The sequence below is a fragment of the Streptosporangium sp. NPDC004379 genome (assembly GCF_042873875.1).
Taxonomy (GTDB): Bacteria; Actinomycetota; Actinomycetes; order Streptosporangiales; family Streptosporangiaceae; genus Streptosporangium.
In genome coordinates, this window is sequence record NZ_JBIAMC010000001.1 from 587,917 (window position 1) to 601,311 (window position 13,395).

General features: G+C 72.3%; 10 protein-coding genes and 1 tRNA gene. 2 read left to right on the forward strand and 9 right to left on the reverse strand.

Going from position 1 to position 13,395, the window contains the following annotated elements:
• The 3 genes from ACFYSC_RS02575 to ACFYSC_RS02585 all read right to left on the reverse strand — a co-directional run bounded on the left by ACFYSC_RS02575 (position 1) and on the right by ACFYSC_RS02585 (position 2,044).
• A complete protein-coding gene (locus ACFYSC_RS02575; protein WP_389955558.1) occupies positions 1-789 on the reverse strand; it encodes an enoyl-CoA hydratase-related protein in 789 nt (262 codons plus the stop codon).
• Between the two features lie 236 nt (positions 790-1,025).
• A complete protein-coding gene (locus ACFYSC_RS02580; RefSeq protein WP_389955561.1) occupies positions 1,026-1,649 on the reverse strand; it encodes an FMN-binding negative transcriptional regulator in 624 nt (207 codons plus the stop codon).
• 319 nt (positions 1,650-1,968) lie between these two features.
• Positions 1,969-2,044: transfer RNA gene (locus tag ACFYSC_RS02585), tRNA-Asn, on the reverse strand.
• A 168-nt stretch (positions 2,045-2,212) separates the two neighbouring features.
• On the opposite strand from ACFYSC_RS02585, the gene ACFYSC_RS02590 reads away from it, so the two are divergent.
• A complete protein-coding gene (locus tag ACFYSC_RS02590; RefSeq protein ID WP_389955563.1) occupies positions 2,213-2,527 on the forward strand; it encodes a YtxH domain-containing protein in 315 nt (104 codons plus the stop codon).
• 82 nt (positions 2,528-2,609) lie between these two features.
• Here the strand turns inward: ACFYSC_RS02590 and ACFYSC_RS02595 are convergent, their stop codons facing one another.
• The 4 genes from ACFYSC_RS02595 to dnaG form a co-directional block, all read right to left on the reverse strand.
• Positions 2,610-3,071 (reverse strand): hypothetical protein, encoded by a 462-nt coding sequence (locus ACFYSC_RS02595; RefSeq protein ID WP_389955566.1) that lies wholly within the window; start codon positions 3,069-3,071, stop codon positions 2,610-2,612.
• Positions 3,068-4,408, reverse strand: a complete 1,341-nt coding sequence (locus ACFYSC_RS02600) for a hypothetical protein (RefSeq protein ID WP_389955569.1) — start codon at positions 4,406-4,408, stop codon at positions 3,068-3,070. The genes ACFYSC_RS02595 and ACFYSC_RS02600 overlap by 4 nt, the downstream gene beginning before the upstream one ends.
• Before the next feature lie 304 nt (positions 4,409-4,712).
• Entirely contained in the window at positions 4,713-5,816 is a 1,104-nt protein-coding gene (gene rpoD / locus ACFYSC_RS02605) for an RNA polymerase sigma factor RpoD (RefSeq protein WP_389955572.1), read from the reverse strand.
• Between the two features lie 184 nt (positions 5,817-6,000).
• Positions 6,001-7,860, reverse strand: coding sequence for a DNA primase (gene dnaG, locus ACFYSC_RS02610; RefSeq protein WP_389955573.1), 1,860 nt, complete (start codon positions 7,858-7,860; stop codon positions 6,001-6,003).
• A 305-nt stretch (positions 7,861-8,165) separates the two neighbouring features.
• Between dnaG and ACFYSC_RS02615 the strand changes: the two genes are divergently transcribed.
• Positions 8,166-9,071: a M23 family metallopeptidase gene (locus ACFYSC_RS02615; RefSeq protein WP_389956323.1), complete on the forward strand. Its 906-nt coding sequence runs from the start codon at positions 8,166-8,168 to the stop codon at positions 9,069-9,071.
• Positions 9,072-9,195: 124 nt separating this feature from the next.
• Here ACFYSC_RS02615 and ACFYSC_RS02620 read toward each other — a convergent pair whose 3' ends face one another.
• Both ACFYSC_RS02620 and ppdK read right to left on the reverse strand, forming a co-directional pair.
• Entirely contained in the window at positions 9,196-10,434 is a 1,239-nt protein-coding gene (locus ACFYSC_RS02620) for a deoxyguanosinetriphosphate triphosphohydrolase (protein ID WP_389955576.1), read from the reverse strand.
• A gap of 239 nt (positions 10,435-10,673) precedes the next feature.
• The gene (gene ppdK / locus ACFYSC_RS02625) at positions 10,674-13,316 is read right to left on the reverse strand and encodes a pyruvate, phosphate dikinase (protein WP_389955579.1); all 2,643 of its coding nucleotides are present in this window, start codon (positions 13,314-13,316) and stop codon (positions 10,674-10,676) included.
• Between the last annotated feature and the right edge of the window lie 79 nt (positions 13,317-13,395).

Below are 13,395 nucleotides of genomic sequence, written 5' to 3' on the forward strand. Positions count from 1 at the left end.
TCATGAGGGCGGGAGCGGCGGGAAGGCGGGCGGGCGGCGCTCCAGGAAGGCCGCCACGCCCTCGGTGACGTCGGGACGGCCGAACGACTCGGCCATCAGCCGGACCGCGTCGGCCTCGGCCTCCTCCAGGCTCCGGTTCCAGTCGCCCCGGATCTGGCGCTTCATCACGGCCATCGACGCCGGCGAGCTGTGGAGCGCCAGCTCGCGGGCGTAGGCCGCGGTCTCCGCCATGAGGCCCTCCCCCGGCACCGAGCGGCTGACCAGCCCCAGCCCGTACGCCTCGGCCCCGGTGAACGTACGGCCGGACAGCAGCAGGTCCATGGCCCGCGCCTGGCCGGCCAGCCGGGGCAGGATCCAGGACAGGCCGTACTCGGCGATCAGGCCGCGCCGGGCGAAGGCGGTGGTCCACTTCGCCTCGTCCGCGGTGAAGACCAGGTCGCAGGCGAGTGCGCAGACCATGCCGAGCCCGGCGCAGGCTCCGTTGACCGCGGCGATGACGGGCTTGCCGAGCGTGGCCGGGAGGGTGACGGAGCGCCGGTCGGGCTCGCCCTCCCAGCGGTGGGAGCCGTCCAGGACCGCGGTGAGGTCCTCGAAGTCCGCGCCCGCGCAGAAGCCCCGGCCCGCGCCGGTCACGACGACCACCCGGACCGCCGGATCCCGCTCCGCCTCGGCGAGCAGGTCGAAGTAGCGGCGCCCCATCGCGTGGGTCCACGCGTTGAGGCGGTCGGGCCGGTTGAACGTCAGCGTCAGCACGCTCCCGTCGATCGACGACAGCACCGGATCCGCCATGTCCCGCCCATCCCCTCCGCCGGCCGTCCGCACCGGAACGTCTCCCGGGCCGGGAGACGCCCGCCGGGAACGCCCTCCGGGGGGCGCGCCTCCCGTCGCCGGGCACGGGCCCGGCCAGAACACCGAATCATGTTCTGCTCAGGCCCGCAACACCACCCGCCGGACGGCACGGCCCCGCCATCCGGACCGGCGGGGCCCCGCACCGCCCCGGACCCGTGGGGTCCGGCGCCGCCCGGTCACCGGGGCCGGGCGGCGCGTACGGCGGCGGCGCTCCCGGCGTCGCCCCGCTCCTCCAGCCCGGCGATGACACCGTCGATGTCCGGCCCCGGCCGGTTCTGGCTGAGCTTGAACTTCGCCTCGACGCGGCTGATGACCACCTCGACCCCGACGACGGCCCGCAGCTGACCGGCGACGAACTTCGCGGGGGCGTCGTCCACCGACCAGGCCGGGTCGTTCCCGGCCTCGTGCAGCTCGGTGAGCCTGCGGACCACCGACTCCGTCCAGACCGGGTCGTCGTGGACGACCAGCCGGCCGTGGACGTGCGCGGTGACGTAGTTCCAGGTCGGCACCACGCGCCCGTGCTCGGCCTTCGACGCGTACCACGAGGGCGTGACGTAGGCGTCCGGGCCCCGGACGATGACCAGGGCCTCGCCCTCGGCGGGCTGCCGCCACTGGTCGTTGTTGCGGGCGAGGTGACCGAGCAGCGCCCCGTGCGGACCGGCGTCCGGCTCGTACACGAAGGGCAGGAACGTCGCGAGGAGCCCGGCCGGGGTCACGGTGACCAGGTCCGCCGCACCCGGAGCGGCCAGGAGGTCGCGTACGGCGTCGGCGTCGGGAGCGAAGTGGGCGGGGACGTACATGGCCTTCCTTCCGTTCCGGGCGCCGCGGTCTCCCGGGCGGGGGCGCGCGTGACAGAACCTACCGCCCGGCCGGTCACCCCTCCGGGACGGGCCACCGGCCGCGTGACCGCTCCAGGGCGTCGGGGTGGTGGACGGATGCCGGGCGCGGCCCCGCCTCGGTCCCGCCTCGGTCCCGTCTCAGCCCCGTTTTGTCGTGGCGGTCGTGGCAGCGGTGGGAGACCGGCGTGGCCGGGCTCAGGACAGGCGAGGTGATCGGCTTTCAGGTGGCCGGGACACGGGAACGCGGAAGGTCCCGGGAGCGGACTCCCGGGGCCTTCGTTGGCTCCCGCGATAGGACTCGAACCTATAACCTGCCGGTTAACAGCCGGCTGCTCTGCCGATTGAGCTACACGGGATCGTCGCTTTGCGCTGGTCAGGGGGGAGGTTTTCCCCGCTCCTCTCGGCGCAGGAATAGATTAGCGCACTCTGAGAGTGTGTGTCGCATCGAAGCTCGCGGGTAGGTCGGAGAGGACCGCCCGTCCATGGGTAGGGGGTTCTCGCGAAGCGCGGATGTGGAGGTTGAGATGTATCGACTGATGTTCGGGGCAGGGCTCGCCGTGGGCTACGTCCTGGGAAGCAGGGCCGGACGGCAGCGCTACGAGCAGATCAAGCGCATGGCCGAGCGGGTGGCCGACAGCCCCGCCGTACAGGAGGCCGCCGGTCTGGTCGGCGCGCGTGTCTCGAAGGCCACCGACATCGCCAGGACCAAGGTCGGCGACGTGGCCAAGAACAAGCTCCCCTTCCTGCAGTCCGAGAACGGCTCGCAGATCGGTGAGCACGACGAAGCGGGCACCGGCTGGCCGCAGAAGGAGAGCCAGGCCGCGGCCGGACCCTACTGACCCGCGAGGTGCACGAGCACGACGAAGGCCCCTTTCCCGGGGGCCTTCGTCGTGTCCGGGGCAGGAGTCCCCCGGCCCGCCGTCAGACGCCGAAGCTGCGGCGGGCCTCCTCCAGCGCCTGCTCGGCCAGGGCCCGCAGGCCCGGGTCGTCGGGGTCCATGCCGCTGTCGAAGACGAACTCCCAGACCGTCCGGTCGTCGTCGGTCTTCCTGGCCACCAGCCGCACTCCCCCGCGCGCGTCCAGCGGGGCGTACCGGCTCACCACGATCGAGGCGGTCACCCGCTCCCGCACCGTCTCCGGGACACGGCCGGGCTCGGGCAGCAGCGCCCGGTGCTCCTCGCCCGACGTTGTGACCACCGTCAGGCCCTCCTCGTCCCACACCCCCCGGTCCACCCGGAACCACGGCAGCCTGGTCCCCCGGATGTAGAGCGCCCGGTCGGTGGCGATGACGTGGCCGTCCGGCCCCTCGGCGTAGGTGAGCACCCGGTCGGGCGGTGTGACGGCCTCGCGGACCTCGGCGGGCATGCGGTTGAAGAGCTTCATACGGCCACGTTATCCGCGAGCAGGTCGAGGGTGAGGGCGGCCGAGGCGGAGAAGTCACGGCTGCCCCGGCCGCTGCCGTCGAAGGGGTCGAAGCACTCGCGGAAGCCCGCCTGCCGTACCAGGCGCAGGGTCCCGGCGGCCAGCAACCGGGCCAGCTCGGTACGGCCGTGCGCGTCGGCCGCCCGCAGCAGCAGCCAGTTGGTGATCACCCAGGACGGTCCCCGCCAGTAGCGGGAGCGGTCGAACTGCGGGGAGCGGATCTCGCAGCTCGGCACCGGGTACCCCGCGGCGCCCATGAACCTGGGCGACTCCAGCACTCCCACCAGCGTGTCCACCCGGTCGGACGGCAGCCCCGGATCGAGCAGGGGGCCGAAGGAACCGACCGCGCAGACCGGGCTGAGCCGTCCGGACCGCAGGTCGCGGGCATGGAAGAGGCCGTCGAACCAGAGGCGTTCCAGCAGCGCCGCGCGGATCCGCTCCGCCGCCTCCCGGTGCGGCGCGGGGTCGGCCCCCGCCACCGGCGCCAGTTCGGCGAGCGCCTCGCAGGAGGCCAGCCAGATCCCGTTGAACATCGGATCCTCGACCGCGAAGGGGTGGTCGTGCAGGTATGCGGGGTCGTAGCCGGAGTCGCGGTAGCGGGAGGCCAGCCAGACGTAGCGGTCGTGGTGGCCGGTCTGTGGCTCACCGTGGGGCTCACCGTGGGGCTCACCGTGGGGCTCACCGTGCGGCTCCCGGCCCCGGTAGGCGGGGTGCAGGGGCGGCAGCGCGTCCAGCGGGGCGTCCCAGACGGGGCTGTCGTCCATCCCCGACTCCCAGGGGTGCACGATCGCCGCCAGCCCTCCCCCGCCGAGGTCCCGGGTGGCGGCGATGTGGTCGTGCTGCGCGACCAGCATCGGGTGGACCCGGCGGACCAGCGCCGCGGCCTCGTCGCGGTCCGTCGCGTGCCGCCACACCCACCAGAGGGCCAGGGCCTGCGACGGCGGCTGGGTCAGTCCGGAGGTGGGCACCCGGCGCGGGGAGGCGGGGTGGTCCCGCGACCGCCAGAAGGCGGGGCCGGGGAAGTACGTCTCGGCGTGGGAGGCGTGGGAGGGGTGGAAGACGATGTGCGGCACCATGCCGGTGCGCCACTGGCCCTCCATCAGGCCGAGCAGCTCCGCGCCGGCCCGGCGGGTGTCCCAGCGGGCCAGGCCCGCGACGACGAAGGCCGTGTCCCAGTTCCACTGGTGCGGGTAGAGGCCGGGTGCGGGCACGGTGCAGGAGCCCGTCCGGTTCGCACCGAGCACGGACCACGCCTCACGCCCGAGCGCGCCGTTGTCCAACGCGGGCCGCGCTTCCATTCGCCCAGTCTGCTCCCGCATCGACGAGGAGAACAAGGTTCGGATCGGCTACCGACCCGTTGCTCCGCCGCCGGCGGGCCGGGCCGCACGGGCCCGCCCGAAGCCGTGCCGGGAGCCCCCGGGACCGCTCCGGGACGCCCGAGGCCGCACGGGACGCCCGGGGCCGCACCGGATTCCCGGGGCCGCGCCGGGACGCCCTGGAAACGGCTGCGGGAAGTCCTGGAAGGGCCGCGGGAACGGCGAAGGCCCCGGGGAGCTGAGGTCGCTCCCGGGGCCTTCGCCGTACGGATGTCCCGCCGGACGCTCAGTCGAGGTAGTCGCGGAGCATCTGGGCGCGGGTCGGATGGCGGAGCTTGGCCAGGGTCTTGGACTCGATCTGGCGGATCCGCTCCCGCGTCACGCCGAACTCCCGGCCGACCTCCTCCAGTGTGCGGGGGTGGCCGTCGGCCAGGCCGAAGCGCAGCTGGATGATGCGCTGCTCACGTTCGGACAGCGTCGCGAGGATGTCGTCGAGCTGGTCCTGCAGCATGATGAAGGCGGCCGCCTCCATCGGCACGACGGCGTCGGCGTCCTCGATGAAGTCTCCGAGGTCGGAGTCCTCCTCCCCGATCGGCGACTGCAGTGAGACGGGCTCCTGGGCGATGCGCTGGATCTCGATCACCCGCTCGATCGGGAGGTCCATCTCCAGCGCGATCTCCTCGGGCGCGGGCTCGCGGCCGAGGTCCTGATGGAGCTGGCGCTGGACCCGGACGAGCTTGTTGATCGTCTCGACCATGTGCACCGGAATGCGAATGGTGCGCGCCTGGTCGGCGATCGCCCGTGTGATCGCCTGGCGAATCCACCACGTGGCGTACGTGGAGAACTTGTAACCCTTGGTGTAGTCGAATTTCTCGACCGCCCGGATGAGTCCGAGGTTGCCCTCCTGGATAAGGTCCAGGAACAGCATCCCGCGGCCGACATATCTTTTGGCTATCGAGACGACGAGCCGCAGATTCGCCTCGATGAGGCGCTGCTTGGCGCGGTTGCCCTCCCAGACGAGCTCCCGGAACTCCGGGAAGGCCAGGCGCGAGGCGGCACTGGTCAGCTTGTCCTCGGCGAACAACCCGGCCTCGATCGACTTGGCGAGCTCCACCTCCTCCTCGGCGGTGAGAAGCGGCACCCGGCCGATCTCCCGCAGGTAGATGCGGACGAGATCGCTGGTCGGCGCGCGTTTGCCGACGTCCTCCTCATCCGGGCGGCTCGGCTCCTCGTCGCCCTGGGGCTCGAGGACCTCCACTCCCTGTTCGGCGAGCATGCGCACGACGCGTTCGAGCGCGTCGGACGGCAGCTCTGATCTGTCGAGAGCGGCGGCCACGTCCTCGACCGTGACGCTTCCGCGCTCTCTTCCCTTTGCGACGAGGTCGGCCACCTGGTCTACCGCTGGCGGCCCGCTTGGCAGCACCGATGCACCCACGGGAGACAGTCTGCTGTATTAGGCAGTCAAAATGGCAGACCCATTTTTGTAACCGAAGGTAAGGCCGCGATCATTATCGAATCGAGACCTCATTAGGGTTTGACCTAATGACGGCATGGAAATCAAAGACCATTACGCTTCAGCTTCCCGCGGCGCGTTCCCGCAGCACGCGCCGCTGCTGCTCCATCGCGACCAGCTCGCCGAACAGGCGGTTGTACTCCTGCTGCTCCTCGACCGGGTTGGTCCGCTCCATCCGCGACTTCAGCCGCTCGATCTCCCGGGACACCGAGATGAGCTCCAGGGCGGCCAGCATGGCCGAGGCGTAGCGCTCCTCGATCCCCACGCCGGCGCGCAGCTCCTCCACGGCGAAGCGGGTCACCGTACCGCGCAGGTCGTCGGGCGCCCCGGCGAGCAGGCGGTCGACCCACTCGCGGCCGCCCGGCCCGGCGGCGGCCGCGCCCCCGGCGTCGACGATCAGCTTGTGCAGGGCGGCGTGCTCGGGCAGCGTGAACGCCTCCGCGCCGACCGCGTCGAACCCGGGTCCGAGCAGCGCGGGACGCTGTACGGCCAGCTTCAGGATCTCCGCCTCGGTCCGCACGGCCGGATCGGTGAGGTCGGCGACCTTCCTCGGCCCGGCGGGCCGCTGGGCCCGCTGCTGCTGCCGGTCGGCGGAGACGGAGATCTCGGCGATGCGGTCCATGACGAACCGCTCGTTGTTGAAGCCCAGCCACCGGTCGAGGTCGACGGCGTACAGCTGGCGCAGGGCACGGTCCTTGATGCCGGCCACGATCGGCGCGGCGGCGTCCAGGGCGGACAGCCGGCCCTCGTTGGTCGTCACGTCGTAGCGGGAGATCACGCTGCGGATCGCGAACGCGAACAGCGGCTCGCGGGAGGCGATCAGCTCGCGCACCGCGGCCTCGCCGTGCCCGGTGCGCAGGTCGCACGGGTCGAGGCCGTCGGGCTGCACGGCCACGAAGGTCTGGGTGACGAACTTCTGCTCGTCGGCGAAGGCCCGCAGCGCCGCCTTCTGGCCGGCCGCGTCGCCGTCGAAGGTGAAGATCACCTCACCGTGGGAGCCCGCCTGGTCGAGCAGCAGCCGCCGCAGCACCTTGATGTGCTCGGCGCCGAACGCGGTGCCGCAGGTCGCCACCGCCGTCGGCACGCCCGACAGGTGGCAGGCCATCACGTCTGTGTAGCCCTCGACGATCACCGCCTGGGACCGCCGGGAGATCTCCCGCTTGGCGAGGTCGACGCCGTACAGGACCTCGCTCTTCTTGTAGAGGGGGCTCTCGGGGGTGTTGAGGTATTTCGGGCCGTCCTCGGCGTCGTTGAGCTTGCGCGCGCCGAAGCCGATGACGTCGCCGGTGATGTCGCGGATCGGCCAGATGAGCCGCCCGCGGAACCGGTCGATCGGGCCCCGGCGCCCCTCCTTGGCCAGCCCTCCCTTGACCAGCTCGGCGGCGGTGAACCCGCGGGACATCAGGTGCCGGGTGAGCGCCTCCCACTCGGCGGGGGCGTATCCCACGCCGAAGTGCTCGGCGTCGGCCCGCTCGAACCCGCGCTCCGACAGGAACCTGCGCCCGGCCGCCGCCTCGGGGGCGGCCAGCTTGGAGGCGTAGAACTCCGCCGCCGCCCGGTGCGCCTCGATCAGCCGGCTGCGCTCGCCCTGCTCCCGGCCGGGGACGTATCCCCCCTGCTCGTAGCGGAGCTGGATGCCCGCGCGGTTCGCCAGCCGCTCGACGGCCTCGGCGAACGACAGGTGCTCCAGCCGCCGGACGAAGGTGATGGCGTCGCCGCCCTCGCCGCAGCCGAAGCAGTACCAGTAGCCGCGGGCGGGCGTGACGTTGAACGACGGGCTCTTCTCGTCATGGAAGGGGCACAGCCCCTTCAGGTTGCCGCCACCCGCGTTGCGGAGCTGGATGTGCTCGCCCACGATGTCGGCGATCGGGGAGCGCTCACGCACGAGCGCGATGTCGTCGTCACTGATCCGGCCTGCCACGCCGCGAGTCTAGTCGGGCGCCCCGACAGGTCGGCGTCCCCGAGGGCCTCCCCGAGGCGTCCCCGTGGCGTCTCCACGGCGCCCCCCGGGGGCGTCTCCATGGCGTCTCCGCGACGGAGCCGCGGCGGGGCCGTGATGGGGCCGCGACGGGGCCGTGATGGGACCCCGGTGGGATCGCGGCAGGGCCGCGAGGAAGCCGCAAGGGGGCCGCGAGGAGGCTGACTTTCCCGAATCGGTCATGACGGGCAATGAGGTCGGTTACAAATGTAAGGGCTGTTTCTCGATAGGTTACGCGGGTGGAGATCATGCGATCGGGGCACAAAGCACGACTGGCCGCCGTGACCGGCGCGGTGCTCGTCACCGGGGCCTGCGGCTCGGCCGGCGGGGTGACGAGCGTCAGCGCGCGGCCCGCCGCCCTTTCCCAGGCGGTCGCCGCGACGGCGACGGCCACCCCGGAGACCCCGGCCGTCACGGCGACCGGGAGCCCGGCGCCGGCGGCCACGGGGACGCCCGTCCCCCGGGTGCCGCCACAGACGGTGCGGCGTCCCAAGGCCGACGAGCCGGTGCAGGTGCCACCGCCCAGGCTCTCCGACTTCACCTACTCCTTCCCCGTCCAGGGATGCCGGGTGACCTACCAGAGCCAGCTCCTCGTGCTGCCCAAGACCACCGTCTGGGCCGCCAAGGGCTGCTCGTTCGTCTCCCCGGTGAACGGCGTGGTCGACGAGGTCAACGTCAAGAACCGGTGGTCGGCCTCCACCGACCGGGGCGCCGACCGCGAGGGCCGCTTCGTGACCGTCATCGGCGACGACGGCGTGCGCTACCTCGGCGGCCACCTGGAGCGGGTCGCCCCGGGGATCGTCCCCGGCCGGCGGGTGACCGCCGGCCAGATCCTCGGCCAGGTCGGCAACTCGGGCAACGCCCGCTCCACGGCCAGCAACCTCTACTTCGCGATCTCGTGGAAGACCGACCCGTCGCTCTGGTGGGTACGGCGCGGCATGGTCAACCCGTGGAACTACCTGGACGCCTGGCTGAACGGCAACCGCACCCTGTCCCCGCGTGACGAGATGACGGCCGTCAGGAACCGGACCGGCGCGACGCCCAGGTGCGCGACCCTGTGCGCCTCGAAGCCGAAGCCGAAGTCCAAGCCCACCGAGCGCCCGCCGCGGCCCGACGACAAGCACATCACGGTGGGCACGCTCAGCGGCGGCTGACCTCCGTACGGCCCGGCCGTCCCGCCCCGTGCGACCGGCCGGCCGTGCGGCCCCGTGCGACCGGCCGTGCGGCGTGACCGGGGGAGCGGGCGGCGTGGCCGGGTGAGGCCGCGGCCCGCGCCGGTCAGCGGGCCCCGTCCTCCAGGCGCCGGTGCCAGGTGACGGCCGCGGTGTCCGACAGCGAGGCGACCTGGTCGACGACCACCCGTAGCCGCCCGGCGTCGTCGGCCGCCTTGACGAAGGCCGCCCGCAGCGCGGGTTCCAGCGTCTCCGGGGCGCCCCGCATGATCAGGTCGGCCAGACCGCGGATGAGCTCGCGCTGCCTGGCCTGGTTGGCATGGTGGACGTCGCGGGTCATCACATAGTGGGCGGTGAGCCCCTTCAGCACCGCGCACTCCAGCCGGGTGACCCTCGGCACGATGAGGGCGGCCTCGTGGCGGCCCGCGGCCGGGCCGTACGCCTCTCGGGTGGCGACCTGCGCGGACCGGCACAGGTGACCGATGAGCTCGCTGGTCAGGGCCTTGAGCGCGGCGAGGTCGCCGAGGGAGCCGTCGAAGTGACGGGGCCAGATCGGCCGGGCCACCAGGCGGGTGAAGACGTGCTCCAGCTCGCCGGGGTCGGCGTCCGGGGCGTACCAGGAGGCGGTGGTCACGCACACCTCGCGGCGCTCGGCGGGGTCGCGCAGGGCCGCGAGCACGACGTCCCCGGCGTGCAGGGCGTCCTCCAGGTCGTGCACGGAGTAGGCGACGTCGTCGGCCCAGTCCATGATCTGGGCCTCGAAGCTGACCCGCCGCTCGGGGGCGCCCTCCCTGATCCAGGTGAAGACGGGCAGGTCCTCGTCGTAGGCGCAGTACTTGGGGCTCGTCCGGCGCGTCCAGGGATACTTGATCGTGGCGTCCAGGGAGGCCCGGGTGAGGTTGAGCCCGGCACTGCGGCCGTCCTCGGTGAGGACCTTGGCCTCCAGCCGGGTCAGCAGGCGCAGGCTCTGCGCGTTGCCCTCGAACCCCCCGCACGGGGCGGCGATCTCGTCGAGCGCGGCCTCCCCGTTGTGCCCGAACGGGGGGTGACCGAGGTCGTGGGCCAGGCAGGCGGTCTCCATGAGGTCGGGGTCGCGGCCGAGCGCCTGCCCCATCTCCCGGCCGATCTGCGCGCACTCCAGCGAGTGGGTCAGCCGGGTGCGGGGGATGTGCTGCCCGCTGCCGAGGGTCTCGCCCGGCCCGACCACCTGGGTCTTGGCGGCCAGCCGTCGCAGGCCCGCGCTGTGCAGTACCCGCGCCCGATCGCGCTCGAACGGCCCTCGCTCCGGGTTGCCGGGGGGTTCCGGCACCCATCTGGCCTGGTCATGCTCCTCGTAACCGTGCATAAGTGCAGTGATTTTATCCGGCGTCCGCCAATCCATTCCGAACTATGGGAAAACCTCGGATGCCGCGCCGGCGGCGGCCCGGCGGGCGGGGTCCCGCGTCTCGCGGGACCCCGCCTGCCGGACCTCTCAGGCGCTGGACCTCCCGGCCCGGCCGCCCCTTTCCGGCCAGGTCTCCCCTTCCGGTCCCCGGTTCCGTCCGGTCCCCGGTTCCGTCCGGCTCCTCCCGGCCTCCCGGGGGGTCAGCGGGTGTCGGAGTCCCCGCCGACCAGGGCGGCGCGGCCCGCCTCCAGCCGGGCCACCGGGATGCGGAACGGCGAGCAGGAGACGTAGTCCAGCCCGCTCTCGTGGCAGAAGTGGATGGAGTCGGGGTCGCCGCCGTGCTCGCCGCAGATGCCGAGTTTGATGTCGGGACGGGTCCGGCGGCCCTCCTCGGAGGCGAGCCGTACGAGCCGGCCGACGCCGTCGCGGTCCAGCGACTCGAACGGGGAGACGCCGAAGACGCCCAGCTCCAGGTAGCGGGAGAAGAACGCGGCCTCGACGTCGTCGCGGGAGAAGCCCCAGGTCATCTGGGTCAGGTCGTTGGTGCCGAAGGAGAAGAACTCGGCGGCCTCGGCGATCTGCCCGGCGGTCAGCGCCGCCCGCGGCACCTCGATCATCGTGCCGACCAGGGCCTCGACGCCGGTCTCGGCGAGGATCGCCCGCGCCTCGTCCCGGACGTTCTCCAGTTCCTGCACGGCGGCGACGAGCGGGATCATGATCTCCGCGCGGGTCCCCTCGACGGCCTTGGCCGCCTCGGCGATCGCCCGGACCTGCATGGCGAACAGTCCGGGGATGACCAGGCCGAGCCGTACGCCGCGCAGGCCCAGCATCGGGTTCTGCTCGTGCAGCCGCTTGACCGCGGCGAGCACCTTGAGGTCCTTCTCCTCCGCCTGGTCCCCGGCGAGGGCGACCTTCACCGACAGCTCGGTGCAGTCGGGCAGGAACTCGTGCAGCGGCGGGTCGAGCAGGCGGATCGTGACCGGCAGGCCCTTCATCTCCCGGAAGAGCTCCACGAAGTCGCCCTGCTGCAGCGGGCGGAGCGCCTCCAGCGCGCGCTCGCGCTCGGCGTCGGTCTCGGCCAGGATCAGCTCCTCGACGAGCTGCCGCCGGTCGCCGAGGAACATGTGCTCGGTACGGCACAGCCCGATGCCCTGGGCGCCGAACCGGCGGGCGCGGGCGGCGTCCTCGGCGTTGTCGGCGTTGGCCCGCACCTCCAGCCGTCGCTTCTCGTCGGCGTGCCGCATGACGCGGTCCACCGCCCGCACCAGCTCGTCCTCGTGGTCGCCCGAACCCTCGAAGTACTCCACGACCTGGGAGTCCACCACGGGCACCTCGCCGAGGTAGACCGCGCCGGTGGAGCCGTCGATGGAGATGACGTCTCCTTCGGAGACCACGACGCCGCCGGGGGCGGTGAACGAGCGGTCCTGGACGGAGACCTCCAGCTCCTCGGCGCCGCAGACGCAGGTCTTGCCCATGCCGCGGGCCACCACGGCCGCGTGTGAGGTCTTGCCGCCGCGGCTGGTCAGCACCCCCTGGGCGGCGATCATGCCGGCCAGGTCGTCGGGGTTGGTCTCCCGGCGGACCAGGATGACGTCCTCCCCCCTGCCCGCGAGCTCGACGGCCCGCTCGGAGGAGAAGACGGCCTTGCCGACGGCCGCGCCCGGGGAGGCGTTCATCCCCTTGGCGATCCGCTCGGCGTCCGCGTCCCCGGCGAAGCGGGGGAACATGAGCTGGGCGAGCTGGTCGCCGGTGACCCGGGTGACGGCCTCGTCCATGCTGATCAGTCCCTGCTCGACGAGCTGTACGGCGATGCGGAACGCCGCGCCGGCGGTCCGCTTGCCGACCCGGGTCTGCAGCATCCACAGCTTGCCGCGCTCGACGGTGAACTCGATGTCGCACAGGTCGCGGTAGTGGTTCTCCAGCGTCGCCATGATCTGCATGAGCTCGTCGTAGACGGGCTTGTCGATGCGCTCCAGCTCCTGCAGCGACAGGGTGTTGCGGATGCCCGCGACGACGTCCTCGCCCTGGGCGTTCTGCAGGTAGTCGCCGTAGACGCCCTGGTGGCCGGTGCCGGGGTCACGGGTGAAGGCCACGCCGGTGCCGGAGTCCATGCCGCAGTTGCCGAAGACCATGGAGCAGACGTTGACCGCGGTGCCGAGGTCGGCGGGGATGCGTTCCTGGCGGCGGTAGAGGATGGCGCGCGGGGCGTTCCACGACCTGAAGACGGCCTCGACGGCCATGCGCATCTGAAGGTGCGGGTCGGCGGGGAACTCCTCGCCGGTCTGGTCGCGGACGATGCCCTTGTAGGTCTCGACGAGGCGCTGGAAGTCGGCGGCCTCCAGGTCGAGGTCGTCGCGGCCGGCCTTGAGCTCCTCGAGCGCGTCGTCGAAAAGCTCGCCGTCGATGTCCTGGACGGTCTTGCCGAACATCTGGATGAGGCGGCGGTAGGAGTCCCAGGCGAAGCGCTCGTTGCCGCTGGCCTGCTTGGCCAGGCCGTGTACCGACTCGTCGTTCAGCCCGATGTTGAGGACGGTCTCCATCATGCCCGGCATGGAGAACTTGGCCCCGGAGCGCACGCTGACCAGCAGCGGGTCGTCCGCCTGCCCCAGGCGGCGGCCCATCTTCGCCTCCAGCGCCGAGAGGTGCTCGGAGACCTCCTCCTCCAGCCCGTCCGGGAGCCCGCCCTCCGTCAGGAAGTGGCGGCACGCCTCGGTGGTGATGGTGAAGCCGGGGGGCACCGGCAGGCCGAGGTTGGTCATCTCCGCCAGGTTCGCCCCCTTACCGCCGAGCAGATCTTTGAGATCTTTGTTGCCCTCGGTGAAGTCGTAAACGTACTTGGGCACGGCTGCTCCTTCTGCGACTTCAAGCGACGTGTGTCACCGCCTCACTCGGGACTCTACCGATGAAAAAGATGATGAAACG